Origin of the sequence: Amycolatopsis australiensis (assembly GCF_900119165.1) — a bacterium.
Classification (GTDB): domain Bacteria; phylum Actinomycetota; class Actinomycetes; order Mycobacteriales; family Pseudonocardiaceae; genus Amycolatopsis; species Amycolatopsis australiensis.
In genome coordinates this window covers 210,801-232,631 of the sequence record NZ_FPJG01000006.1, presented here as the reverse complement: position 1 = coordinate 232,631, position 21,831 = coordinate 210,801, and the positions used below count along the sequence as shown (strand labels likewise).

The 21,831-nt window shown below is 71.4% G+C and carries 23 protein-coding genes; 10 read left to right on the top strand and 13 right to left on the bottom strand.

Annotation, left to right across the window (positions count from 1 at the left end; genetic code table 11):
- Nucleotide 1 precedes the first annotated feature (1 nt).
- Nucleotides 2–379: a hypothetical protein gene (locus BT341_RS02145; protein ID WP_072474664.1), complete on the top strand. Its 378-nt coding sequence runs from the start codon at nt 2–4 to the stop codon at nt 377–379.
- Nucleotides 380–3,685 (top strand): error-prone DNA polymerase, encoded by a 3,306-nt coding sequence (locus tag BT341_RS02140; RefSeq protein WP_072474663.1) that lies wholly within the window; start codon nt 380–382, stop codon nt 3,683–3,685. It begins immediately after the preceding gene.
- Here BT341_RS02140 and BT341_RS02135 read toward each other — a convergent pair.
- Nucleotides 3,678–4,421 carry a class I SAM-dependent methyltransferase gene (locus BT341_RS02135; protein WP_072481738.1) on the bottom strand — a complete coding sequence of 248 codons (744 nt, stop codon included), beginning with the start codon at nt 4,419–4,421 and terminating at the stop codon, nt 3,678–3,680. The two genes, BT341_RS02140 and BT341_RS02135, sit on opposite strands and share 8 nt — an antisense overlap.
- 422 nt (nt 4,422–4,843) lie before the next feature.
- The gene (locus tag BT341_RS45135; protein WP_177328720.1) at nt 4,844–5,041 is read right to left on the bottom strand and encodes a hypothetical protein; all 198 of its coding nucleotides are present in this window, start codon (nt 5,039–5,041) and stop codon (nt 4,844–4,846) included.
- A gap of 310 nt (nt 5,042–5,351) precedes the next feature.
- Here BT341_RS45135 and BT341_RS02125 point away from each other — a divergent pair, with 310 nt between their 5' ends.
- Entirely contained in the window at nt 5,352–5,939 is a 588-nt protein-coding gene (locus BT341_RS02125) for a pentapeptide repeat-containing protein (RefSeq protein WP_072474662.1), read from the top strand.
- A gap of 43 nt (nt 5,940–5,982) precedes the next feature.
- Here the strand turns inward: BT341_RS02125 and BT341_RS43400 are convergent, their stop codons facing one another.
- Nucleotides 5,983–9,522, bottom strand: coding sequence for a glycohydrolase toxin TNT-related protein (locus tag BT341_RS43400; RefSeq protein ID WP_084742721.1), 3,540 nt, complete (start codon nt 9,520–9,522; stop codon nt 5,983–5,985).
- Nucleotides 9,523–9,743: 221 nt separating this feature from the next.
- Here BT341_RS43400 and BT341_RS02110 point away from each other — a divergent pair, with 221 nt between their 5' ends.
- Both BT341_RS02110 and BT341_RS02105 read left to right on the top strand, forming a co-directional pair.
- On the top strand, nt 9,744–10,598 hold the full coding sequence (locus BT341_RS02110) for a bifunctional methylenetetrahydrofolate dehydrogenase/methenyltetrahydrofolate cyclohydrolase (RefSeq protein ID WP_072474661.1): 855 nt from the start codon (nt 9,744–9,746) through the stop codon (nt 10,596–10,598).
- Complete coding sequence (locus BT341_RS02105) at nt 10,598–10,921, top strand: DUF3017 domain-containing protein (RefSeq protein WP_072474660.1); 324 nt, start codon at nt 10,598–10,600, stop codon at nt 10,919–10,921. Before BT341_RS02110 ends, BT341_RS02105 begins: the two co-directional genes overlap by 1 nt.
- On the opposite strand, the gene BT341_RS02100 is transcribed toward BT341_RS02105, so the two are convergent.
- Both BT341_RS02100 and BT341_RS02095 read right to left on the bottom strand, forming a co-directional pair.
- Nucleotides 10,918–12,102: an MFS transporter gene (locus BT341_RS02100; RefSeq protein ID WP_072474659.1), complete on the bottom strand. Its 1,185-nt coding sequence runs from the start codon at nt 12,100–12,102 to the stop codon at nt 10,918–10,920. The genes BT341_RS02105 and BT341_RS02100 overlap by 4 nt on opposite strands.
- Before the next feature lie 186 nt (nt 12,103–12,288).
- Nucleotides 12,289–12,612: an ArsR/SmtB family transcription factor gene (locus tag BT341_RS02095; RefSeq protein WP_072474658.1), complete on the bottom strand. Its 324-nt coding sequence runs from the start codon at nt 12,610–12,612 to the stop codon at nt 12,289–12,291.
- Between the two features lie 107 nt (nt 12,613–12,719).
- On the opposite strand from BT341_RS02095, the gene BT341_RS02090 reads away from it, so the two are divergent.
- Nucleotides 12,720–13,898 carry an MFS transporter gene (locus tag BT341_RS02090; protein ID WP_072474657.1) on the top strand — a complete coding sequence of 393 codons (1,179 nt, stop codon included), beginning with the start codon at nt 12,720–12,722 and terminating at the stop codon, nt 13,896–13,898.
- Here the strand turns inward: BT341_RS02090 and BT341_RS02085 are convergent.
- Entirely contained in the window at nt 13,895–14,083 is a 189-nt protein-coding gene (locus tag BT341_RS02085) for a DUF1918 domain-containing protein (RefSeq protein WP_072474656.1), read from the bottom strand. The two genes, BT341_RS02090 and BT341_RS02085, sit on opposite strands and share 4 nt — an antisense overlap.
- A gap of 58 nt (nt 14,084–14,141) precedes the next feature.
- Here BT341_RS02085 and BT341_RS02080 point away from each other — a divergent pair, with 58 nt between their 5' ends.
- A complete protein-coding gene (locus BT341_RS02080) occupies nt 14,142–14,882 on the top strand; it encodes a spermidine synthase family protein (RefSeq protein ID WP_245804867.1) in 741 nt (246 codons plus the stop codon).
- A 159-nt stretch (nt 14,883–15,041) separates the two neighbouring features.
- Here BT341_RS02080 and BT341_RS02075 read toward each other — a convergent pair whose 3' ends face one another.
- Genes BT341_RS02075 through BT341_RS02065 form a run of 3 tightly spaced genes read right to left on the bottom strand, consistent with a single transcriptional unit; the run spans nt 15,042 to nt 16,929 of the window.
- Nucleotides 15,042–15,623 (bottom strand): HhH-GPD-type base excision DNA repair protein, encoded by a 582-nt coding sequence (locus tag BT341_RS02075; RefSeq protein WP_072474655.1) that lies wholly within the window; start codon nt 15,621–15,623, stop codon nt 15,042–15,044.
- Between the two features lie 4 nt (nt 15,624–15,627).
- Nucleotides 15,628–16,131, bottom strand: coding sequence for a DUF2165 domain-containing protein (locus BT341_RS02070; protein WP_072474654.1), 504 nt, complete (start codon nt 16,129–16,131; stop codon nt 15,628–15,630).
- Between the two features lie 21 nt (nt 16,132–16,152).
- Nucleotides 16,153–16,929, bottom strand: a complete 777-nt coding sequence (locus BT341_RS02065) for a helix-turn-helix transcriptional regulator (RefSeq protein WP_072474653.1) — start codon at nt 16,927–16,929, stop codon at nt 16,153–16,155.
- A gap of 50 nt (nt 16,930–16,979) precedes the next feature.
- On the opposite strand from BT341_RS02065, the gene BT341_RS02060 reads away from it, so the two are divergent.
- Together BT341_RS02060 and BT341_RS02055 are read left to right on the top strand one after the other, a co-directional pair.
- On the top strand, nt 16,980–17,393 hold the full coding sequence (locus BT341_RS02060; protein WP_072474652.1) for a DUF2000 domain-containing protein: 414 nt from the start codon (nt 16,980–16,982) through the stop codon (nt 17,391–17,393).
- A 134-nt stretch (nt 17,394–17,527) separates the two neighbouring features.
- Nucleotides 17,528–18,016, top strand: a complete 489-nt coding sequence (locus BT341_RS02055; protein ID WP_072474651.1) for a hypothetical protein — start codon at nt 17,528–17,530, stop codon at nt 18,014–18,016.
- Here the strand turns inward: BT341_RS02055 and BT341_RS02050 are convergent.
- The 4 genes from BT341_RS02050 to BT341_RS02035 are packed head-to-tail and all read right to left on the bottom strand — an operon-like array spanning nt 18,006 to nt 20,235.
- Complete coding sequence (locus tag BT341_RS02050) at nt 18,006–18,695, bottom strand: hypothetical protein (protein WP_072474650.1); 690 nt, start codon at nt 18,693–18,695, stop codon at nt 18,006–18,008. The two genes, BT341_RS02055 and BT341_RS02050, sit on opposite strands and share 11 nt — an antisense overlap.
- Nucleotides 18,692–19,309, bottom strand: coding sequence for a class I SAM-dependent methyltransferase (locus BT341_RS02045; protein WP_072474649.1), 618 nt, complete (start codon nt 19,307–19,309; stop codon nt 18,692–18,694). The genes BT341_RS02050 and BT341_RS02045 overlap by 4 nt, the downstream gene beginning before the upstream one ends.
- A gap of 10 nt (nt 19,310–19,319) precedes the next feature.
- Entirely contained in the window at nt 19,320–19,700 is a 381-nt protein-coding gene (locus tag BT341_RS02040) for a DUF2203 domain-containing protein (protein WP_072474648.1), read from the bottom strand.
- 25 nt (nt 19,701–19,725) lie between these two features.
- Nucleotides 19,726–20,235, bottom strand: a complete 510-nt coding sequence (locus tag BT341_RS02035) for a hypothetical protein (RefSeq protein ID WP_072481737.1) — start codon at nt 20,233–20,235, stop codon at nt 19,726–19,728.
- A 256-nt stretch (nt 20,236–20,491) separates the two neighbouring features.
- Between BT341_RS02035 and BT341_RS02030 the strand changes: the two genes are divergently transcribed.
- Nucleotides 20,492–21,715 carry an NADP-dependent isocitrate dehydrogenase gene (locus BT341_RS02030; RefSeq protein ID WP_072474647.1) on the top strand — a complete coding sequence of 408 codons (1,224 nt, stop codon included), beginning with the start codon at nt 20,492–20,494 and terminating at the stop codon, nt 21,713–21,715.
- Nucleotides 21,716–21,831: the final 116 nt, after the last annotated feature.

Here is a 21,831-nt window from a genome sequence, read left to right as displayed (position 1 = left end):
CATGGACGAGGACTACGCACGAAAGCTGCGCAACTGGCTGCGCGCGCAACCGGAGGCAACGCCGCGCCGGGCGGACGAAGAGCGCGAGTGGCTGCGCGAGGTACCGGAGCCGGCCACGGACGACGACTGGGTCTGCCCGGTGATCGTGCTGCCGGTCCCACGCCGGTCGGACGAGAACGGCTGCCGCATGAGCGAGGCCGAAGCGCGCAGCCGGCGGAACCATCCGTCCGGCCGGCGACGCGAGGACGGCGACCAACCCCGCCACATGAGCGAAGCCGAAGCGCGCAGTCGCTGGAACCACCCCACCAACTGGCACCGCCGCCGGGCCGCCGAAGCCGCAGCCGAAGAACAACGGCGCCGGGACGCCGAGGAGCGCTGAATGGGCTGGAACAACCCACCAGTCCGGTGGAAGGACCTCGCCCGCACCCTCGCCGGCGGGGTACCACCCGGCGATCACGGCGACAGCCCCGCCTGGAGCCGTCACCGCGAGACCTACCAGCGCCCCCACGACCTCCCGGCGCGGCGCAACGACGACGGCGCCGAAACCGTCCGCGTGCCCTACGCCGAGCTGCACTGTCACTCCAACTTCAGCTTCCTCGACGGCGCCAGCCACCCCGAAGAGCTCGTCGAGGAAGCCGCGCGGCTGGAACTCGACGCCATCGCCCTCACCGACCACGACGGCATGTACGGTGTCGTCCGCTTCGCCGAAGCCGCGCGGGAACTCGGGGTCAACACCGTCTTCGGCACCGAACTCAGCTTCGGGCTCCCCAAGCCGCAGAACGGCGTCGCCGACCCCGAAGGTGAGCACCTCCTGCTGCTCGCCCGCGGCGACCAGGGCTACCGGGCCCTCTGCCGCGCCATCACCGCCGGGCAGATCCACGAGAAGGCCGAAAAGGGCCGCCCGCGTTACGACCTCGACGCCGTCGCCGAGGAGGTCGCCGGGCAGTGCGTCGTCCTCACCGGGTGCCGGAAGGGTGCCGTGCGCTCGGCCCTCGTCACGCACGGCCCGGCCGCCGCCGCCGAAAAGCTCAAGGAACTCGTCGACCGCTTCGGCCGTGACCACGTCTACGTCGAGCTCACCGACCACCGCCAGCCGCTCGACAGCACGCACAACGACCTCCTGACCGAACTCGCGCGCGACCTCGGCGTGCCGACCGTCGCCACCACCGCCGCGCACTACGCCCGGCCCGAACGCGCCCCGCTGGCCGATGCGCTCGCCGCCATCCGCGCCCGCCGTGGCATCGACGAGCTCGAAGGCTGGCTTCCCGCCGCCGGGACGGCGTTCCTGCGCAGCGGCGCCGAAATGGACGTCCTGTTCCGGCGCTACCCCGGCGCCGTCCGCCGCGCGGCTCTCCTCGGCATGGAATGCGCGTTCCCGCTCCAGCTGATCGCCCCGAAGCTGCCGCCCTTCGACGTTCCGGCGGGCGAAACCGAGGCGACCTACCTCAGGAAACTCACCAAAGAAGGCGCTGAAGAACGCTTCGGCGGCAAAGACCACGAGGAAAAGGCGAACGCCCAGATCGAGCACGAGCTGGCGATCATCGAGGAACTCGGGTTCCCCGGCTACTTCCTGATCGTCTGGGACATCGTGCGGTTCTGCAACGAACACCACATCCTCTGCCAGGGCCGCGGGTCGGCGGCGAACTCGGCCGTCTGCTACGCGCTCGGCATCACGAAGGTCGACTCCGTCGCGTACGGCCTGCTCTTCGAGCGTTTCCTCGCCCCGGACCGCGACGGCTACCCCGACATCGACCTCGACATCGAGTCCGACCGCCGTGAGGAAGCCATCCAGTACGTCTTCGAAAAGCACGGCCGCCTGAGAACCGCCCAGGTCGCGAACGTCATCACCTATCGCGGGCGCTCCGCCGTCCGTGACGCGGCGAGAGCGCTGGGCTACTCGCCGGGCCAGCAGGACGCCTGGAGCAAGCAGATCGACCGCTGGGGGTCCCTGCGCAGCACGGAAAAGGATCACGACCACGACATCCCGGACGAGGTCGTGCAGCTGGCGTTCGCGCTCGAGGACTTCCCGCGCCACCTCGGCATCCACTCCGGCGGGATGGTCATGTGCCAGGAGCCGGTGAGCCAGGTCGTGCCGGTCGAGTGGGCGCGGATGGCGGGCCGCAGCGTCATCCAGTGGGAGAAGGAGGACTGCGCGGCCGCCGGGCTCGTCAAGTTCGACCTGCTCGGCCTGGGGATGCTGTCGGCGCTGCACTACATGCTCGACCTCGTCGCCGAGTACAAGGGCGAGAAGATCGACCTCGCCGAGCTCGACCTCACCGACGAGAACATCTACGAGATGCTCGGGCGTGCCGACGCGATCGGCGTGTTCCAGGTCGAAAGCCGCGCACAGCTGGCGACGCTGCCCCGCCTGAAACCCAAGAAGTTCTACGACCTCGCCGTCGAAGTCGCGTTGATCCGGCCCGGCCCGATCCAGGGCGGCTCGGTGCACCCGTACATCCGCCGCCAGCAGGGCCGCGAAGAGTGGGACTACGACCACCCGCTGCTCGCGACAGCGCTGGAAAAGACCCTCGGCGTGCCGCTGTTCCAGGAGCAGATGATGCAGATCGCGCTCGACGTCGCGAACTTCACCGCGGCGGAGGCCGACCAGCTGCGGCACGCGATGGGGTCGAAACGCTCGGACCGCAAGATGGACCGGCTGCGGCAGCGGTTCCTCGACGGCGCCACCGCGAACGGCGTCGAGCGCGAACTGGCCGAGAAGATCTTCCTGAAGCTCAAGGCGTTCGCGAACTTCGGCTTCCCGGAGAGCCACGCGCTGAGCTTCGCGCACCTGGTGTTTTCCAGCGCCTACTTCAAGTACTACCACCCGGACGCGTTCCTGGCGGGGCTGCTGCGCGCGCAGCCGATGGGGTTCTACTCGCCGCAGTCGCTGGTCGCCGACGCGCGGCGCCACGGCGTCACCGTGCACGGCCCGGACATCAACCGCAGCCTGCCGCACGCGACGCTGGAAGCGGGCACGGGGAAGTTCCACGACGTGCGCACCGGGCTCAGCACCGTGCGGATGATCGGCGAAGACGTCGCGAAGCGGATCGTGGCCGAGCGGACCGAAAACGGCGAGTACCGCGACCTGGCCGACGTCGCGCGCCGGGTGCGGCTGACCACTCCGCAGCTCGAGGCGCTGGCCACGGCCGGCGCGTTCTCGTGCTTCGGCGGCGACCGGCGGCAGGCGCTGTGGACCGCGGGCGCGGTCGCCGGGGAACGCCCGGAAAAGCTGCCGGGCCTGGTCGGCGGCTCGGCGCCGGTGCTGCCCGGCATGGACGGCCTCGACGTCGCGGCGGCGGACGTCTGGGCGACCGGGGTGTCGCCGGGCAGCTACCCGACCGAGTTCATCCGCGACCGCCTCGACGAGCTCGGCGTCGTCCCGGCGAGCGGGCTGGCCGACCTCGAAGACGGCGCCCGCGTGCTGATCGGCGGCGCGGTGACGCACCGGCAGCGCCCGGCGACGGCGGCCGGGGTCACGTTCCTCAACATCGAGGACGAGACGGGGATGGTGAACGTGATCTGCACGCTCGGCCTGTGGCAGCGCTACCACCGCGTCGCGCGCGCCAGCCCGGCACTGCTGATCCGCGGGGTCGTGGAGAAGGCCGACGGCGTGGTGAGCGTGCTCGCCCACCGCGTCGAGCCGCTGCCGATGCGGATCAAGGCGAAGTCGCGGGACTTCAGGTGAGCGGACGGCGGACGATCGTGATGATCTCCGGGCTCGCGTCGGTCACCGGCGTGCGGTCCCAGTAGCCGTACTGCTGCTCGATCACCAGGCCGGCTTCGGCGACGAACGCGGCCAGCGACGGAACGTCGAGGAACCGCAGGGTGCTTTCGCTGAACCGGGGCGCGTCCCACGCCGGGCTCTCGAACGTCGTCGTGAAGTGGACGTAGCCGTTTTCGAACGGCCCGGCGTCGTTCCACGAACGGACCGGGACGCCGTCGGCCGTGACGGCCTCCCAGACGTGCGAAGGCGTCCACCGCTCCCAGGCGCGGGCCGCGGGGTTGCGGGTGTCGAACCCCAAGCGGCCGCCGGGCTTGAGCGCGCGCTGGATCGCCGCGAAGGCCGTGCGCAGCTCCTCATCGGTCAGCAGTACCTGGAACGCGTGGCCGGTCATCACGGCGAAGTCGAACTCGCTGTCCCAGGTGGCAGTCGACAAATCGCCGTGCACCCATTCGACGTCGTCCCGGCGGCGGGCCTGGGCGAGCATCCCCGCGGCGGGATCGATGCCGACGAGCCGTCCGCGGTGGCCGGACTCGCGCGCCCAGTGCAGCAGCGAACCGGTGCCGCAGCCGACGTCCAGCACCGACCCGGCGGCCATGAGCATCGGGAAGTAGAACTCGTAGTCGCCGCTGCTCTCACGCGGGTTCAGCGCGTCGTACAGCGCGGCGAGCTCGTGGTCGGCGAAGGCGTGGTCGGGCACGGGCGTCACCGTAGCCAGCGCCGCGGGAATGATCACGCGGTTTTCGGGTCCGAGCCGAACAGCTCCGGCCGCGCGGCAGCAACCGCCGCCGGTCGAGGTCCAGCAGGCCCGAGACGCTCGCGGCCTCGGCGACGAGCGTGCTGTCCGGGGCGTGGAGGCTCCTGCGTCACGCCTGAGGTCTTGCCGGTGCCCCGGTGGCACGCACAGCTGACCGGCACTTCGCCGCGTGGCGCGGAAGCGCGGGCAGAGTCTGGAACTTTTCGACCACGCGCACGAGCGCTGCGGGGAGCCGGACAAGCGGCATTCGCGGCCAAGGTGGTCCGCCCGGACGCGAGTGCCCGAGCAGGCGCGGGAACGGCTGGAAACCGCCGCACCTTGGGCCCCGGCGCCGACAGCCGCCAGTACCCACCGGTCCGCGCGCCTCAGCCGGTTTGCTCGTACCAACCACAGGCAAGGACATCCGTCAGCACGGGCGGCGGAGCCACCTCGCGAGGCCGGCATGCAGCGGTCAAGAGCTGATCATCGGCCACGACACCGCCGGTCTGCTCGACTTCCTGAAGCAGGCTTTCAACGCCGAGGGACTCGGCCGGGTCGTCGGTGAGGACGGGAAGGCCGGCCACGCCGAGGTCCGCATCGGCGACGCGGTCGTGATGGCGTTCGACTCGCCGGACGACTGGGCCGCAACCCTGCCTTCCTGCGGCTCTACGTGCCGGACAGCGAGGAGGCGCAGCGGCGCGCGATCGCCGCCGGCGCCACCGAGGTGACGCGGCAGACGGTGCTGTTCTTCGGCGACCGCGTCGGCCGGGTGCGCGACCCCTTCGGCAACCGAGGCCGAGATGATGCGTCGCGCCCAGCTGCCCGAGTACCTCGAGGCGATGAACTACGTGCAGGGTGCGAAGCTCCCATCGCCGGTGTGACACCCTGGGGCCCGTGCTGGAGACGGGGGAGGACTACCGCGACGCGGTGTTGTCCGGGCAGTGGTGGGAAAAGCGCCGGTTCACCGGATGCGACTTCACCGGGGCGGACCTGAGCGGCCTGCGGACCCGTGGCTGCACGTTCGACGACTGCGTGTTCAGCCGCGCCGACCTGTCCCGCTCGCGGCACGACGCGTCGGCGTTCCGCTCGTGCACGTTCGACCGCGCGGTGCTCGTCGAAAGCCGTTGGACGGCGTGCTCGCTGCTCGGCTCTTCGTTCGCCGAGTGCGGCTTCGCCGGGCTCGCGCTCACCGAGTGCGACCTCTCGCTGGCGTCGCTGGCGAAGGCGCGGCTGCGCAAGCTCGGGCTGTCGGGCCTGCGGTTGCGCGAAGCCAACCTCACCGAGGCCGATCTGACCGGCGCCGACCTGCGCGACAGTGACCTGACCGGCGCCCGCCTGCACGGCGCGAAGTTCGACGGCGCTGATCTGCGCGGTGCGCGTCTCGACGCCAACGGCCTGGTCCAAGCCGACCTGCGCGGGGCGGGCGTCGACGTCGAGACGGCGATCGCGTTCGCCGCGGCCCACGGGCTCGTGGTCCGGTGAACGGCGAAAGCCCGGTGGCGCGCCACCGGGCTTTCGCGAAGGTTCAGTCGATCGGGGGTTCACCCGGGTCGAGCTCGATGAGGTCGCCTTCGGCGAGCAGCTCCTCGATCGACGCCGGCAGCAGGTACGCCGACCCGCCGCCCGGCTGGTTGAACCACGGGATCGCGACGCCGGCGAGCGTCTCCAGCGGCCGCTGCACCCGGTAGACGTGATACGGGCGATTCACCCATTCCGGGACCAGCGAGCGCTCCGGGAACGGCGTGCCCGCCGCGTACGTCAGGTTGCCGTTCGGACCGCCGAAGCGGTCCAGCTCGCTGCCAGCGGGCAGCTCACGCAGCTCTTTGCCGCGGAACAACGTCAGCGGCGGCTCGCCGGCCAGCGGCGTGATGGGCCACTGCTGCTGGCCACCACCGCCGTTGACGGCGGCCGGACGGGCCGGCTCCTCCCGCCGCTGCGGCGCAGGTGGCACGGCGGGCGGCGGTCCGGGCGGGGCACCCTGCGGCGCCGGGGCGAGGACGGTCGGCGCCTCCCGCCGCTGCGGCGCGGGCGGCGGCCCGGCCTGCTGCGCGACCGGCGCGGGCGGACGCGGCGGGACGGGCTTCTCGTCGTCGTCGAGGTCGCCGAAGAGTTCCTTGGCGCTGGTGAAGGCGGTTTGCTCCTGGGGCGGCACCGGGTCCGGCTTGCGGACGGGGTAGGAGCCGGTGGCGACTTCAGGCGACACGGTGGCGACGACCCGCTTCGGCGCGGGTTCCGGCTCAGGAGCGGGCTCGGGTTCGGCGGCGGCCGGCGGCTCCTCGGCGGGCACGTGACCCTCGGGGTGGAGCAGCAGCTTGCCGAGCATGAACGCGGCGGCGTCCTCGGCGTCCCCGAAGACGGCGGGGTTGCTGAGCTTGCCGTCGTACCAGCCGACGCGCCAGCCGTCGTCGACCTGCTCGACGCTCCACCCGTGTTCGGCGGGCTCACCGAGCTTGTAGCTGCTTTCGGGCACGTCGAGCTCGTCGAGCTTGGCCTGCAGGCCGGCGAGCACGGGGTGGTCCGGGGTTTCCCGACGCAGCGCCCGACGGCCGGACCGGGGCGCCTGCGGCTCCGCGGGCCGTTCCTGGGCGGCGGCCTGAGGCGCGGGAGGCTCCGGAACAGGCAGCACACCGGGCACTTCGGGCTGGGTGATCATGGTCGGCGGACCAGGATCGAACCGCGACGGCTCTTCCGGCCGGGGTTGGCCGGGTTGGAAGGCGCGTTCGGGCTGGTCGGCTTCCTGGCCGGGCTGGTAGCCGTGCTCGGGCTGCTGGCCGGGTTGGAAGCCGTGCGCGGCTTCATGGCCGGGCTGGAAGCTGCCGTTCTCCTCTTCCCGGTGGGGCTGGCCGGGCTGGAAAGCGTGCTCGGGCTGCTGGCCTTGCCGGAAGCCTTGTTCGGGCTGCTCGCTGGGCTGGAAGCCGTGCTCGGGCTGCTGGCCGGGCCGAAGAGCGTGTTCGGCTTGCGGGCCGGGCTGGTAGCTGGCGTTCTCGTCTCCTCGCCGGGCCTGGTCGGGCTGGAAGGGGTGCTCACCTTGCTCGCCGGGCTGGAAGGCGTGCTCGCCTTGCTCGCCGGACTGGTAGTCGTGCTCGCCCTGCTCTTCCGGCTGGAAGCCGCCGCTCTCGGCTTCCCGGTCGGGCTGGAAGACGTGCTCCGGCTGCTGGCCGGGCTGGAACGCATGCTCGCCCTGGGCAGCCTGGAAACCCTGCTCTGGCTCGTGGCCGGGCTGGTAGTCGTGCTCGCCCTGATGGGCGGGCTGGAAGCCCTCTGGCTGGTAGCCGGGCTGGCCCTGCTGCCCGGGCTGGAAACCAGGTTCGCCCTGCTGACCCGGTTGGAAGTCGTGCTCGGACTCCTGGCTGGGCTGGAAGGCATGTTCGCCCCGCTGGCCCGGCTGGAAGCCGTGTTCAGCCTCTTCGTCCGGGTGGAAGGCATGTTCGGCCTGCGCGGCCGCTTGGAGACCGGCCTCGCCCTGCTGGCCCGGCTGGAAGCCGTGTCCCGCCTGCTGGCCTGGCTGGATACCCGGTCCGGTCTGCGGGCCTGGCTGGATACCCGGTCCGGTCTGCGGGCCTGGCTGGATACCCGGTCCGGTCTGCGGGCCTGGCTGGATACCCGGTCCGGTCTGCGGGCCTGGCTGGATACCCGGTCCGGTCTGCTGACCCGGCTGGAAACCCGGTCCGGCTTGCTGGCCGGGTTGGAAGGCGTGCTCACCTTGCTGTCCCGGCTGGAAGCCCGGCCCGGCCTGCCGCCCCGCCGGGAAACCGGCCTCGCCCTGCTGGAAGGCGTGCTCGCCTGGCTGGCCGGGTTGGAAGGCGTGCTCGCCCTCCTGCCCCGGCTGGAACCCGGCTTGCCCCGGCTGGCCCCCCGCGTGCGACGGCTCCTCGTCCCCATGAGAACCGTCGTCGAACGACGGCTCCTCCCGCCGCGCTTCACCGAACGCCGGATGGGACGCACCGTCGTGCTCGTGCGATTCCTCTTCGTGATGCCCGATCGGCTGGTCGGGCACGTACTCGGCCGTCTCCTCGAGGTCCGGGACCCGGCCCGGCTCCGGGGACGTCCCGTTCGAGCCCGCGTCATGCTCGTCGTAGTGCTCGTCTTCCGCGAAGCGGTCGTCGAACTCCTGCTCGTCGTACCCCTCTTCGGCGTACTCCGGCGCGGCCTGCTGCGGCGGCGGGGCCACGGCGGCCACCGCCGGCGCCTGTGGCGGCGGCCCGGCCGGACGCTGCTGCGGTGGTGGTGGCGGCTGGTTGCCGCGGACCAGGTACGCGCCCGCGGCCTGCAGCGTCGGCTCGTCGACCGGCGGGAGCTTGAACCCGACCGCGCGCACGTGCTCGACCAGGTCCGGCTCCGGGGAGACGCCGTACTTGCGCAGGTAGAAGTTGACCGCGGCCGGCCAGATCCACTGGCCGTCGCTGTGGAACGCGACCGGCACCGTGGCCTCGGGCGTCGCCGCCAGGCGGTCGATGTCGTAGCCGCGGTCGGTGACGACCAGCGGGGCGTGGTCGAGGTACTCCAGCAGCCGGTCCTGCTCCTCGACCTCCAGGTCGGGGCGGTTGATCACCGGACGGCCCGCCGGGCCGATCGTGTCGAAGATCCGGGCGATCCGGAAGTGCGGCCCCGGCTGCTCCGGGCCGAGCCCGGACATCCGCCGGATCAGCCACTCGGGCACGTTCTCCTCGGTGCGCGGGAACATCCGCAGCTCGTCCGAGTAGGCCTGCGGCGGCGGGGCGAGGTTCCACACCGGCTCGTCGCGGTTGTACTCGAGGTTGTAGCTGGACGGGTGGTCGAGCTGGTAGCGCGCGTTGAACCAGGTGCCGCGGCCGTCGCGGTACATGCCGCCGCGCAGCCTGCCGAACAGCGTGGCGATGTCGTGGGTGGCGAGCCATTCGTGCACCGAGCCGTCCTCGGTGACGATTTCGCCGGTCAGCTCGTGGTACCTCCCGACGGCTCGGTACTCCGCGGTGACCTTGCGCCAGTCGCGCGGGGCGGCACGGAGCAGGGCAAGGCCGATCTGCTTGACCAGGGTGTCCTGCTCGGTCGCGTTCAGCTGCGTCGTCGGTTGTGCCACCCGCACATTTTGACTGTTCGCGCGCGCGTGTGCACCCCGCATGTGGGTTTTGCCGCTCGGCGACCCGGTGGCACACGGTCTGACCTCGTGTGATGCGAAGTGCGGTAGATCACAGCTTGATCGCGGCCGCCGTCGCTAGTGGACCGTGGGGGTAGCCGCCACTCTACGGGCTGCGACCGCCGGAGCCTGGAAGCGACGCGCGGGCGCCGCTTTGCCAGAATGGGCCCGTGACGGCGAAGATTCTCGACGGCAAGGCCACCAAGAACGCCATTTTCGCGGAGCTCGAACCGCGCGTCGCGGCCTTGGCCGCGAAGGGGGTGACGCCGGGCCTGGGCACCGTCCTGGTCGGCGACGACCCGGGATCGCACTCCTACGTCCGGATGAAGCACGCCGACAGCGGCAAGATCGGCATCAACTCGATCCGCCGCGACCTGCCCGCCGACATCACCCAGGAGAAGCTCGAAGCCGTCATCGACGAGCTGAACGCCGACCCGGCCTGCCACGGCTACATCGTCCAGCTGCCGCTGCCGAAGCACCTCGACGCGAACCGCGTCCTCGAGCGCATCGACCCGGAGAAGGACGCCGACGGCCTCGCGCCGGTCAGCCTCGGCCGCTTGGTGCTGGGCCAGCGGGGCGCGCTGCCGTGCACGCCGTACGGGATCATCGAGCTGCTCAAGCGCCACGACGTCGAGCTGAACGGCGCGCGCGTCACCGTGGTCGGCCGCGGCATCACCGTCGGCCGGACGCTGGGCCTGCTGCTGACCCGCCGCAGCGAGAACGCCACCGTCACGCTCTGCCACACCGGCACCCGCGACCTCGCCGCCGAGGTCCGCCGCGCCGACATCGTGATCGCCGCCGCGGGCGTGCCGGGGATCATCACGCCGGACATGGTCGCCCCGGGCGCCGCGGTGCTCGACGTCGGCGTGTCCCACGTGAACGGCAAGCTCACCGGTGACGTGCACCCGGACGTGGCCGAGGTGGCCGGCTGGATCTCGCCGAACCCGGGCGGCGTCGGGCCGATGACCCGGGCGATGCTGGTCAGCAACGTCGTCGAGGCGGCGGAACGCTCGGTCCAAGGCTGATGACCGTGACCCAGGACCGGCGGGACATCGGCGACCGCCGGAGCGGGCAGGCCCGGTTCGCCCAGCTGCCGTTCGCGGTGGTGCTGCTGGTGGTGGCCGTGGCGGCCCTGCGGATCGTCCAGTACCACTGGCGGGAGGGCGCGGCGCTGATCGGCGCCGCGCTCCTCCTCGCCGGGGTGCTGCGGGCGGTGCTGCCGGCGGCCAGGGCGGGACTGCTGGCGATCCGCGGCAAGGTCGTCGACGTCGTGACGTACACGGCCCTCGCGGCGGGCATCCTCTACGTGGCCCTGACCATCATCGGCGGCCCGTTCGGTTCCTCTTAGGACGCCATGGCCAGCTCGCGGCGTCCGGCCTTGGCCTCCCGCCGGTCGAGCGTGCCGGAGACGATCGCCAGCGTCAGGCCGAAGACGGCCAGGAGCGCGCCGACCCAGTTGGGGGCGACCAGGCCGAGGCCACCGGCGATCACCAGCCCGCCGAGGTAGGCCCCGATCGAGTTGGCGATGTTGAACGCGGATTGGACGGCGGCCGACACCAGGGACGGAGTGCCGCCCGCCTTCTCCATGATCCGCGCCTGCATCATCGGGCCGATCATGAACCCGGCGACACCGACGAAGAAGATCGTGATCGCCGCGCCGACCTTGCCCTGCGCCGTGATCGTGAAGATCCCCAGCACACACGCCAGCGCGAGCAGCGCGACGTAGAGGCTCGGCATCAGCGCGCGGTCGGCCAGCCGGCCGCCGAGCAGGTTGCCGATCGTCATGCCGACCCCGGCCAGCGACAGCAGCAGCGTGACGTTCGACGGCGAGTAGCCGGCGACGTCGGTCAGCATCGGCGTGATGTAGGACAGGCAGGCGAACACGCCGCCCAGCCCGAACGTGACGATGGCCAGCGCCAGGTGCACCTGCGGCCGCTTGAACGCGCCGAGTTCGTTGCGCAGCGACGCTTCGGCCGACGGCTTGCCCTGGTGCGGGACGAGCTTCGCGATGGCCGCGATGGCGACCAGCCCGATCACGGCGACGACGCCGAAGGTGGCACGCCAGCCGACCTGCTGGCCGAGCAGCGTGCCCAGCGGCACGCCGATGACGTTCGCCAGGGTCAGGCCGAGGAACATCAGAGACACGGCCTTGGCGCGCTGACCGGCGCCGACGAGGCTGGAGGCGACGACCGCGCCGGCGCCGAAGAACGCGCCGTGGGGCAGGCCGGCGAGGAACCGGAACGCGACGCCGAACTCCTGGTTGGGCGACAGCGCGAACAGGCCGTTGCCCAGCGTGAACAGGCCCATCATGGCCAGCAGCATGGTCTTGCGCGGCAGCCGCACGGCGACGGCGGTGAGCAGGGGGGCGCCGACGACGACGCCGAGGGCGTAGGCGGAGATGAGGTGGCCGGCGGTCGGGATGTCGACGCCGAAGTCGGCGGCCGCCTGTGGCAGCACGCCCATCATGACGAACTCGGTGGTCCCGATGCCGAAAGCTCCGATGGCGAGCGCGAGCAGCGCGACGGGCACGGCACTCCTTCCAGGGTGGGTAAACGATTACCGAGCCAATCCCGGCCGGGGTTTACTGGATCGGTTCAGTACAGGGACAAAATTTAAGACAGCCATGCGGCCCCAGCGCCGTGAGCTGTCCTACGCACAGTTCAACCGACGAAGGGGGTCGTTGTCATCCCGATATCGGGTGACGATCCACACGGGTTACCGCGGCGCGGCCAGCACCCCGTCGAGCAGGCCGGGGAACAGGGCGTCGAGATCGTTGCGGCGCAACGAGTTGAACCGGGTCGTGCCTTCCTGGCGGCCGGCCACGACGCCGGCCTGCCGCAGGATGGCGAGGTGGTGGGTGAGTGTGGACTTCGTCACCGGCACGGTCAGCCCCCCGCAGGCGATCTCGCGGTCCGCGGCCGCGAGCTGCCGGACGATCGCCAGCCGCACCGGGTCGGCGAGGGCGCGCAGCACGCCTTCGACGGTGATCTCGTCCCGGTTCGGGTGGACGAGCGGCGGCAGGGTGACGGACTTGGCCATGGACCCATTGTACGACGCATGTCGAAATTGTCGCGGGGACGTAGTACGGTAACTGTCGAACTACGACGTTCATCGAACCAATCCCTGTTCAGCTTGGGGCTCAGTCCATGTCCACACCCTCGTCCTCAAGGATCTCGGTGCTGGCGTTCGGCGCGTTCGGTGTCGGGACCAGCGGGTACATCGTCGCCGGGCTGCTGCCGGCGCTGACCGGCGAGCTGCACGTCTCGGCCACGGCCGCGGCGCAGCTCGTGACCGCCTTCGCCATCGCGTACGCGGTCGGCTCGCCGATCTTCGCCGCCGTCACCGGCACCTGGGAGCGGAGGGCGCTGCTGGTCGCCGCGCTCGCCGTCACCGGGGCGGGCAACCTGTTCGCCGCGCTGGCGCCGGGCTACGGCACGCTGCTGGTGGCGCGGGTGGTGACCGCGGTCGGCGCCGCGGTGTTCACCCCGGCGGCGAGCGCGGTGGCGGCCGAGCTGACCGCTCCGGAACGCCGCGGCCGCGCGGTCGCGCTCGTGTTCGGCGGCTTGACCGTCGCGCTCATCTTCGGTGTCCCGCTCGGCAGCCTCATTTCGCAGCACCTCGGCTACCGGGCGGCGTTCGCGTTGGTCGCGGCGTTCTCGCTGGCGAGCGCGCTGGCCGTGCGGCTGGCGCTGCCGACGGTCGCCGCGCCGCCGCGGGTGCGGCTCGCCGAGCGGTTCGCCGCCGGCCGTGACCCGCGGGTGCTCGTCATGCTGGCCACGACGATCCTGGCGTGCCTGGCGGCGTTCATGGTGTACACGTTCGTGTCGCCGTTGCTGGCCGCGACCGCGGGCGTCCACGGCACGACGGTGACGGTGCTGCTGTTCTGCTACGGCGTCGGTGGCGCGGTCGGCAACTTCGCGGGTGGCCGGGCGGTCGACCGCTGGGGCTCGCGCGGCCCGCTGCTCGTCGTGACGGCGTCGATCACCGTCGTGATGGCCCTGCTGCCGATCGCGACCGCGACGACCATCGGGGCCGCGATCGCGCTGTTCGTGTGGGGCCTGGCGACGTGGTCGTTCAACCCGCCGGTGCAGCACCGCCTGATCGAGCTGTCCCCGGGCCACGCCGGCCTGGTGCTCTCGCTCAACGCGTCGGCGATCTACCTGGGCGTCGGCCTGTCCGGTGTCGTCGGCGGGGCGGTCCTGTCGTCCGGCGGGCCGCTGCTGCTGCCCGAGGTCGCGGCCGCGCTGACGCTGCTGGCCCTGCTGCTCGTGGGTGCGGCGTGGGGGCGGGTCCGCGAGCCCCGGGAACAGGTCGCCGTCGGCTAGTCGGCGCGCGCCTGCACTTCGCAGTCGGGCCCGGGGTAGACCAGGGCCTCGTGCCCGTCGGCGAACCGCACGAGGTAGGGCGGTGCGCCGTCGGGCCCGCGGACTTCGATGATCTCGCCGCGGTGCTCGGCGGCCCCGACCGTCCGGCCGTGGACCTGGATCTCGTCTCCTACTCCTGCGTGCATGGGTTTCACCTCCCGTGTCCAGGGTAGGAGCGGCGGCCGCTCGTGAGAAGGTCGGAGCATGGTCGAGGTGGTGGAATCGGTCCGGGGCCGCGTCGGCGAACTCGTGCTGCGTCGCGACGGCCACGCCTACGAAGTGATCGAGAACGGCGTTTTCCTGATGGACACCCGCAACGGCGAGTCCGAGCGCCTCCTGGTGACCGGCGCGCTGACGCCGGGCGCGTCGGTGCTGATCGGCGGCTTGGGTGTCGGCTTCTCCCTCCGCGCGGCCCTCGACGCGGGCGCGGCTTCGGTCGTGGTGGTGGAACGCGAGCCGGCGGTGATCGCGTGGAACCGGGAGGGTCCACTTCGGACAGTCCACGGCGACGCGCTGGCCGATCCGCGAGTCCGCCTGGTGGAGACGGACCTGGTCCCGTGGCTGGCCTCGACGTCGGATCGCTTCGACGCGCTGTGCCTGGACGTCGACAACGGTCCCGAGTGGACGGTCACGGAAAGCAACGCGGCGCTGTATTCCGACGCCGGGCTGGCCCGGCTGGCGGAGCTGCTGAACCCGGGCGGGGTGCTGGCGGTGTGGAGCGCGGGTGCGGCGCCGGAGTTCGCGACCCGGCTGCGCACGCACTTCGCTTCGGTCCGGGAAGTGCCGGTCGAGGTGCCCCGCGGCGAACCGGACGTGCTGTGGTTCGCGCGGAATCAGCGGTCGCGGAGAACGCCGCCTGGCGCGACCTGCTCTGCGGCGGAGAGTTCGGCCCGCTTGCCTGGACGAGCCCCACGCGCACGCCGGAGTACTTCCCGGACGCCGTGACGCTCGATCCGCGCGCTACGGCGGCCGACATTCTCCCGCGCATCGACGTCTCGGACGGCTGTTGGGCCTGCCGGTGATGGGCTACGAACACGGCGACGCACTGCGGGGCGCGCTGGACCACGGCACGCGTCCGCTAGACCCGCCGCGCGTCTGGGTGCGCTAGCTTGACGCGGCCGCGGCCTTGGCGGCCTTCTTGAACGCCCGGACCTCGGCGAGCGTCTCGGCGTTCGTGACGTCGGCGATCGACCGGCGGGAGCCGCGGTCGCCGTACGCGCCGGCCGCCTCGCGCCAGCCCTTCGGCTGGACTCCGCGCTGTTTGCCCAGCAGCGCCAGGAAGATCTTGGCCTTCTGCTCACCGAACCCGGGCAGCGCCTTCAGGCGCTTCAACACCTCCGGGCCGTCCGGCTTCGGGCGCCCGTCGAGCCAGATCCCTTCGGTGCGGCCGTCGTACTTCTCGATGATGTGCTGGGCGAGCGCGTGGACGCGGCGGGCCATCGAGCCGCCGTAGCGGTGGATGGCGGGCGGCGTCACGCACAGCTCCACGAAGGTCTCGACGTCGGTCGCGGCGATCTTGGCGATGTCGAAGCCGTCCATCCGGTCGGCGATCTTCCGCGGGCCGGCGAACGCGTGCTCCATCGGGTACTGCTGGTCGAGGAGCATGCCGACGAGCAGGGCGAACGGGTCGTCGTTGAGCAGCTTGTCGGCCGCCGGGTCGCCGGTCAGGTGCAGTTCGCGCAGCATGCGGTCATCTTGACACAGTTTTCCCGGCAGGCAGCTGGGCGACGACCAGCGCGACCGTCGCGATCAGGAAGTTCTGCAGCGCGGGCTGCAGGCCGTTCCACTTCTCCGACTGCCACATCTGGAACCACTCGCCGCCGATGGCGAGGAAGCCGACGCCGAACAGCAGCACCCACATCACCCAGCCGAGCGTCGAGAGCCGCCGGGCCGTCGCGTCCTTCGCCCGGATCCACTGGACCAGCGCGGCGATCAGGACCAGCGCCGTCAGCGTCTCCCACGCGATGATCACGACGTACGCCGCGTTCTGCAGGCCGGGGCTGGTGATCGCGCGCCACATCATGTGCGGTGAGCGGAACGTCGTGTCCATCGCGAGCACGTGCTGGACGAAGGCCTGGTTCGTGCCGAAGTCGGTGATGTTGCCGAACGCGATGAGCGTCATCTGGAGGGCGGTCATGGCGGTGAGGACGGCGACCGCGAACCGCAGGCCACCGATCCTGGCGAGGAACCCCATGTCCGGATCGTAACGACGCCGTCACCGGATTTTCGCGTAGCGCGACGGCGTCGTGCCCAGGTAGCGCTTGAAGTGCCGCGTCAGGTGGGCCTGGTCGGTGAACCCGGCCGCGGCGGCGACGTCGGCGGCGGGGGAGCCGTCGAGCAGCAGCCGCCGGGCGCGGTCGACGCGGCGGCCCGTTACGTAGCGGTGCGGCGGCAGGCCGAACCGGCTTCCGAAGCTGCGGACCAGGTGCGCGGGGTGCGCGCCCAGCGTCTCGGCGGCTTCGGCCAGCGTCAGCGCTTCGGGCAGCTTCGCGTCGAGAAGCTCGCGCAGGTCGTCGGCGAGACCGCGTTTCGGCTCGTGCGAAGCCGGTTTCCCCAGGTGGCCGCGGAGCCGGTTGGCGACCAGCGCGAGCCGGCTCTCGGCCTCCAGCGCGTCGCCCGGGTGAGTGAGCGACTCGTGCAGCTGGTGGATGCGGGTGCGCAGGACGCCGTCGGCGACGCTCGGCCGGTCGACCGCCGCGCCGGCCAGGTCTTCGCCCAGCACCGACGTGTCCAGGTAGAGCACGCGCTTGCGGAAGCCGTGGCTGGTCGCGGCGCGGCCGTCGTGCGCGACGTTCGGCGGCAGCAGCGTCACGGCCGGGCCGAGTGCGCCGTGGTGGTGGCGGTCCAGGTCGTAGCGGATGACGCCGTCGTCGACGATCAGCAGCGTCCACGTGTCGTGCGTGTGCGGCGGGTAGGCGTGGGTGGTGAAGCGCGCGTGGAACACCTCGGCGATCCCCGGGACCGCCGGCCGCCAAGCCGCGACGTGCGCCATGTCAAGAACGTACAAGACGCACGGGTGGCCGCCGGTCGAGTCTGTCCGGCATGAGTTCCTTCGACACGAAGATCGCCGTCCTGCTGCGTGACGACCTGGCGTCCTGGCAGCGGCTGAACGTCACCGCGTTCCTGGTGAGCGGAATCGCGCACGTGACGCCGGAGCTGATGGGTGAACCGTACTTCGACGCCGACGACACGGAGTACCTGCCGATGTTCGGCCAGCCGGTGCTGGTGTTCTCCGGCTCGGCGGCGGTCCTGACGGCGGCGCACGGCCGCGCGCTGGGCCGCGGCCTGCGGTTCTCGATCTTCACCGACGAGCTGTTCCACACCGGGAACGACGCCGACAACCGGGCGGCGGTCCGCGCGGTACCGGCCGAGAAGCTGGCGCTGGCCGGGCTCGCGGTGCACGGCCCGAAGAACGCCGTGGACAAGATCCTCAAGGGAGCTTCCCTTCATCAGTAGACGCGCCGGCGCGAGCGAAGGTTGCCCAACTGGGAAAACCGTGGGGAACAGCGCAAAAGCCCCAGTCGGGCACGGGTCCGCTGCCATGATCGGCGGCGGCGCCGCGCGAGGCGGCGGGACAGGGGAGGTTCCACATGAATTCGTTCGGTCGTGCGTTGGTCGTGACGTCGGCGGCGCTGGCACTGGCGGCGGTGACCGTCCCGGCAGCTTCGGCGGATCCGGTGCAGACGGTCGCGTACACCTCGGAAAACGGCGCCTGGCCGCTGCAGGGGAGCGCCCGGTACTCGGCCCCGGGCGACGAGATCGCCGTCTGGGAGTACAACGGCGTGCTGAAGATCGACGTGCAGTCGGGCTTCAAGGACCTGCGCGTGGAGCTGAGCGCCCCGGCGGGCGAGGCGCTGCACACGGGGACGTACACGGGCGCGCGTTACCGCGGCCAGAACGACCCGGCGCTGCCGACACCGGGGATTTTCGTGGTCACCAACGGCCTGGGCTGCGGCACCGACTACGCGGACTTCACGATCGACCGGCTGGACGAGACGGGCGTGGACGTGACGTTCGTCCAGCACTGCGGCAGCCCGGACGGCCCGGCCACCCGCGGTGAGGCCCACTTCACGGCTTGAGCCGCTCCACGGGCGGCATGGTCCCGGCGGTCACCCAGGCGACCCAGTCGGCCGGGGTGAAGACGCAGTTACCGCACCACGCGCGGCTCGCGTCTTCGCCGGCGACCAGCCGGACGGCGCGCCACAGGTCGTCGTCGGCGTCGTAGCGCCGGAACGTCACCCGGCCCGGCGCGATGGAACAGAGGACGCCGGTCGGGGAGGTCGCCGGCCGATCCCGGCGCTGGAGGAACCAGCCGTCGGGATCGGCCGGTGTACCGGCGTCACCACCGTAGGTGCGCCAGACGACGGACCCGCCCAGCTCGCGCGGTTCAGGCGGGCGCGAAGTCGCGAAGGCGCAATCGGTCGCCGACGGTGCGGGCCGGACCGGCCGTCGTTCGGTCCGCAGCCGCGTCAGCTCGAACGCCGCGGCCGTCACGCGGATCCGCAGCGGCGCGAAGAACTCGACCGTGCGAAGGCCGTCGTGATCCCACCACGACGGCTCCTCGATGGTGTGGTCCGCAGCCGGTGGTTCGGTCATCCGCAGCTCGGCGGGGTCGGCCGTCAGCGCGAACACCTCGACGACCGAGACCTCGCCCGGCACCAGCCGGTGGTCCGCGTAGGCCGCCAGCTCGACCGTTACGCGGCGCCCGGCGACGTCGACGCTGGTCAGGTGGCCGTCCGCGAACCGCTCCAGGTTCACGGAGCCGTCGCGTGCACCAGGAACACGCTGCGGACCCGTTCGCCGTCGTCGGCGGTGAACGTCTGCGCCGAGACGTCCACGAAGCCCGCCGACGACGCCAGTGCCGCGGCGCCTGCTTCGTCGAGCGGAAACGTCAGATCGCCCGGGACGAACTCCGCGAACGGGCCCGACGGCCGGAACCGCGCTCCCGACACGACCGAGAACGCCAGCCTGCCGCCCGGCTTGAGCACGCGCCGCCAGTCCTCGAACGCCACCGCGCCCAGGAAGTGCAGCGAGGACGCGCACAGCACCACGTCGGCCGATCCGTCCGGCGCCGGCATCGGCACCGCCGGGCCGACCTGCCACTCGATCAGCCCCGACGGATCCTGCGAAGGCGCCTTCGCCGAAGCCCGCTCGACCATCGCCGGCGACAGATCGACGGCCAGCACGCGAGCCGGCTTCAGGCGCAACGCCGCGTACGCCGCGAAGCCCGTTCCCGTCGCGACGTCGAGGACCAGCTCCGGACCGTCCGGCAGGGGCTCGACCAGCGCGTCCGCCACCAGGGCGTGGAAATTGTCGTCGTCGTAGTGCTCGGCCGTGCCGTCGAAGAAGGCTGCTCTGGATTCGTTGCTCACGGACTCGAACCTAGCCGGGCGGGCCAGTGGTTTTCAGTGGCCGCCGGCCGGCGAACCCGAGGTCGGCGCGGTGGTACCAGCCCAGCTCGCGGTCGCCTTCGAGCCAGCACAGCAGCACGTCGGTGCCGTCGAGCTCGGCCGGGAAGTCGATCAGCAGCGGCGCGAACCCCTTGAGCTCGGCGCCGGTGCGCTGCACCGTCGTCATCAGGTCGTCGAGCCGGGCCTGCGCGGCTTTCCACTCGGGCAGCCCGCCCAGCTCGGTGCCCCGGCCACCCGGGCGCAGCGACGCCGCGAGCTCGGCCGCGTCCGCTCGCACGCGCACCAGCTCGTCCAGGACCGGCCGTAGCCGCGCCAGCTCGGCACGGGCTTCCGCGACGGTGAACAGTCCCATCCGCCGATGATGCCACCGGCCGGGGTCAGGCTTCGCGGCGCCGCCGGACCAGCGCGTTCGCCAGCCCGCTGCCGACCAGCAGGAAGCCGACGCCGAGCAGGCCGCCGATGAAGAGGAAGTCCATGACGCCGTACGCGATGTCGCTCTTCGGCATCAGGTTCACCAGCCGGAAGCCCCATTCGGGCACGGCCATCGCGGCCACCCCGGGCAGGACGCCGTAGAGCAGGCCGCCGAGGATCGGGCCCGCCGCCGACAGCGCACCGAGCGCGGCGACGACCAGCAGCAGGATCGCCCCGCCCGCCAGCAGCGCGATGCCCAGCGGGTCGCGGTTGGTGCTCAGCGTCGCCTGGATCAGCTGCTGCTGGCGCAGCCCGCCCCAGCTCAGCAGGCCCAGCGCGACCGGGGTGAGCAGGAGGCCGCCCAAGGCGCTGACCAGGTGCGCGACGCCGCGGCGCGGCCGCTCGTCGAGCACGTCGGTGGTGTCTTCGTAGTCCTCGTAGTCTTCGTCGTAGTCGGCGTACCGATGGGTCGACATGGCCGTCACCTCCCGCATGATGAGTTCACGGGTGGCATCGTGCCCTGGTTCACCCCTTCGCGCGATCCTCGCTCGGCGAGCGGTCGGATCCCGCGAACGGCGGTACCCGCCCCGTGAGCCCCGCCACAAATCGCGGGTGGAGACTTGATACCGACCACTACTGGAACCATCCAGCTCCGTCAAGCAGTACGCTTGTACCGCTACCGGCGAGACGTATGAAGCAACGCGAAGATCCGCGGAAGGAGCACCGCTGCTCATGGCCAAGATCAAGGTCCAGGGCACCGTCGTCGAACTCGACGGCGATGAGATGACCCGCATCATCTGGCAGTTCATCAAGGACAAGCTGATCCACCCGTACCTGGACGTGAACCTGGACTACTACGACCTGGGCATCGAGGAGCGGGACCGCACCGACGACCAGGTCACGATCGACGCCGCGAACGCCATCAAGGAGCACGGCGTCGGCGTCAAGTGCGCCACCATCACCCCGGACGAGGCGCGGGTCGAGGAATTCGGCCTCAAGAAGATGTGGCTGTCGCCCAACGGCACCATCCGCAACATCCTCGGCGGCGTGATCTTCCGCGAGCCCATCGTCATCCAGAACATCCCGCGGCTGGTCCCCGGCTGGACGAAGCCGATCATCATCGGCCGGCACGCCCACGGTGACCAGTACCGGGCCACCAACTTCAAGGTGCCCGGCCCCGGCACGCTGACCATCAGCTTCACCCCGGAGGACGGGTCGGAGCCGATGGAGTTCCAGGTCGCGAAGTTCCCCGAGGGCGGCGGCGTCGCGATGGGGATGTACAACTACCGCAAGTCGATCGAGGACTTCGCGCGCGCGTCGCTGCAGTACGGCCTCGACCGCGGCCTGCCGGTCTACATGTCGACCAAGAACACGATCCTCAAGGCCTACGACGGCATGTTCAAGGACGTGTTCCAGGAGATCTTCGACGCCGAGTTCAAGTCGGACTTCGACGCCAAGGGCCTCACCTACGAGCACCGGCTGATCGACGACATGGTCGCCGCGTCGCTGAAGTGGGAGGGCGGCTACGTCTGGGCGTGCAAGAACTACGACGGTGACGTCCAGTCCGACACGGTCGCCCAGGGCTTCGGCTCGCTCGGCCTGATGACGTCGGTGCTGCGCACGCCGGACGGCCGGACCGTCGAGGCCGAGGCCGCGCACGGCACGGTCACCCGGCACTACCGCCAGCACCAGCAGGGCAAGCCGACCTCGACGAACCCGATCGCGTCGATCTACGCGTGGACCCGGGGCCTCGAGCACCGCGGCAAGCTGGACGGCAACTCGGAGCTGATCGGCTTCGCGAACAAGCTGGAGCAGGTCGTTGTCGAGACCGTCGAGAGCGGCAAGATGACGAAGGACCTCGCGCTGCTCATCGGCAAGGACCAGCCGTGGCAGACGACCGAGGAGTTCCTCGCGACGCTGGACGAGAACCTGGCGAAGAAGATCGCGCAGGGCTGAGTTCGCTCGCTCGAAGCCCCCTTCCCGGTTCGCCGGGGAGGGGGCTTCTTTCGTGCCCGGCTTTGTGCACAGCGGGTCACCGGCGGGTGCGGAGGACTGGCGCCTCCGGGTGGTTG

Bases quoted from the DNA above. Each gene is read 5' to 3' on its own strand.
- BT341_RS02035 (WP_072481737.1), bottom strand. From the start codon at position 20,235: ATGTCGACCCATCGGTACGCCGACTACGACGAAGACTACGAGGACTAC.
- BT341_RS02030 (WP_072474647.1), top strand. From the start codon at position 20,492: ATGGCCAAGATCAAGGTCCAGGGCACCGTCGTCGAACTCGACGGCGAT.
- BT341_RS02065 (WP_072474653.1), bottom strand. From the start codon at position 16,929: ATGGCGCACGTCGCGGCTTGGCGGCCGGCGGTCCCGGGGATCGCCGAG.
- BT341_RS02145 (WP_072474664.1), top strand. From the start codon at position 2: ATGGACGAGGACTACGCACGAAAGCTGCGCAACTGGCTGCGCGCGCAA.
- BT341_RS02105 (WP_072474660.1), top strand. From the start codon at position 10,598: ATGACCGTGACCCAGGACCGGCGGGACATCGGCGACCGCCGGAGCGGG.
- BT341_RS02090 (WP_072474657.1), top strand. From the start codon at position 12,720: ATGTCCACACCCTCGTCCTCAAGGATCTCGGTGCTGGCGTTCGGCGCG.
- BT341_RS02055 (WP_072474651.1), top strand. From the start codon at position 17,528: ATGAATTCGTTCGGTCGTGCGTTGGTCGTGACGTCGGCGGCGCTGGCA.
- BT341_RS02085 (WP_072474656.1), bottom strand. From the start codon at position 14,083: ATGCACGCAGGAGTAGGAGACGAGATCCAGGTCCACGGCCGGACGGTC.
- BT341_RS02040 (WP_072474648.1), bottom strand. From the start codon at position 19,700: ATGGGACTGTTCACCGTCGCGGAAGCCCGTGCCGAGCTGGCGCGGCTA.
- BT341_RS02060 (WP_072474652.1), top strand. From the start codon at position 16,980: ATGAGTTCCTTCGACACGAAGATCGCCGTCCTGCTGCGTGACGACCTG.
- BT341_RS02140 (WP_072474663.1), top strand. From the start codon at position 380: ATGGGCTGGAACAACCCACCAGTCCGGTGGAAGGACCTCGCCCGCACC.
- BT341_RS02070 (WP_072474654.1), bottom strand. From the start codon at position 16,131: ATGGGGTTCCTCGCCAGGATCGGTGGCCTGCGGTTCGCGGTCGCCGTC.
- BT341_RS02080 (WP_245804867.1), top strand. From the start codon at position 14,142: ATGGTCGAGGTGGTGGAATCGGTCCGGGGCCGCGTCGGCGAACTCGTG.
- BT341_RS02075 (WP_072474655.1), bottom strand. From the start codon at position 15,623: ATGCTGCGCGAACTGCACCTGACCGGCGACCCGGCGGCCGACAAGCTG.
- BT341_RS02095 (WP_072474658.1), bottom strand. From the start codon at position 12,612: ATGGCCAAGTCCGTCACCCTGCCGCCGCTCGTCCACCCGAACCGGGAC.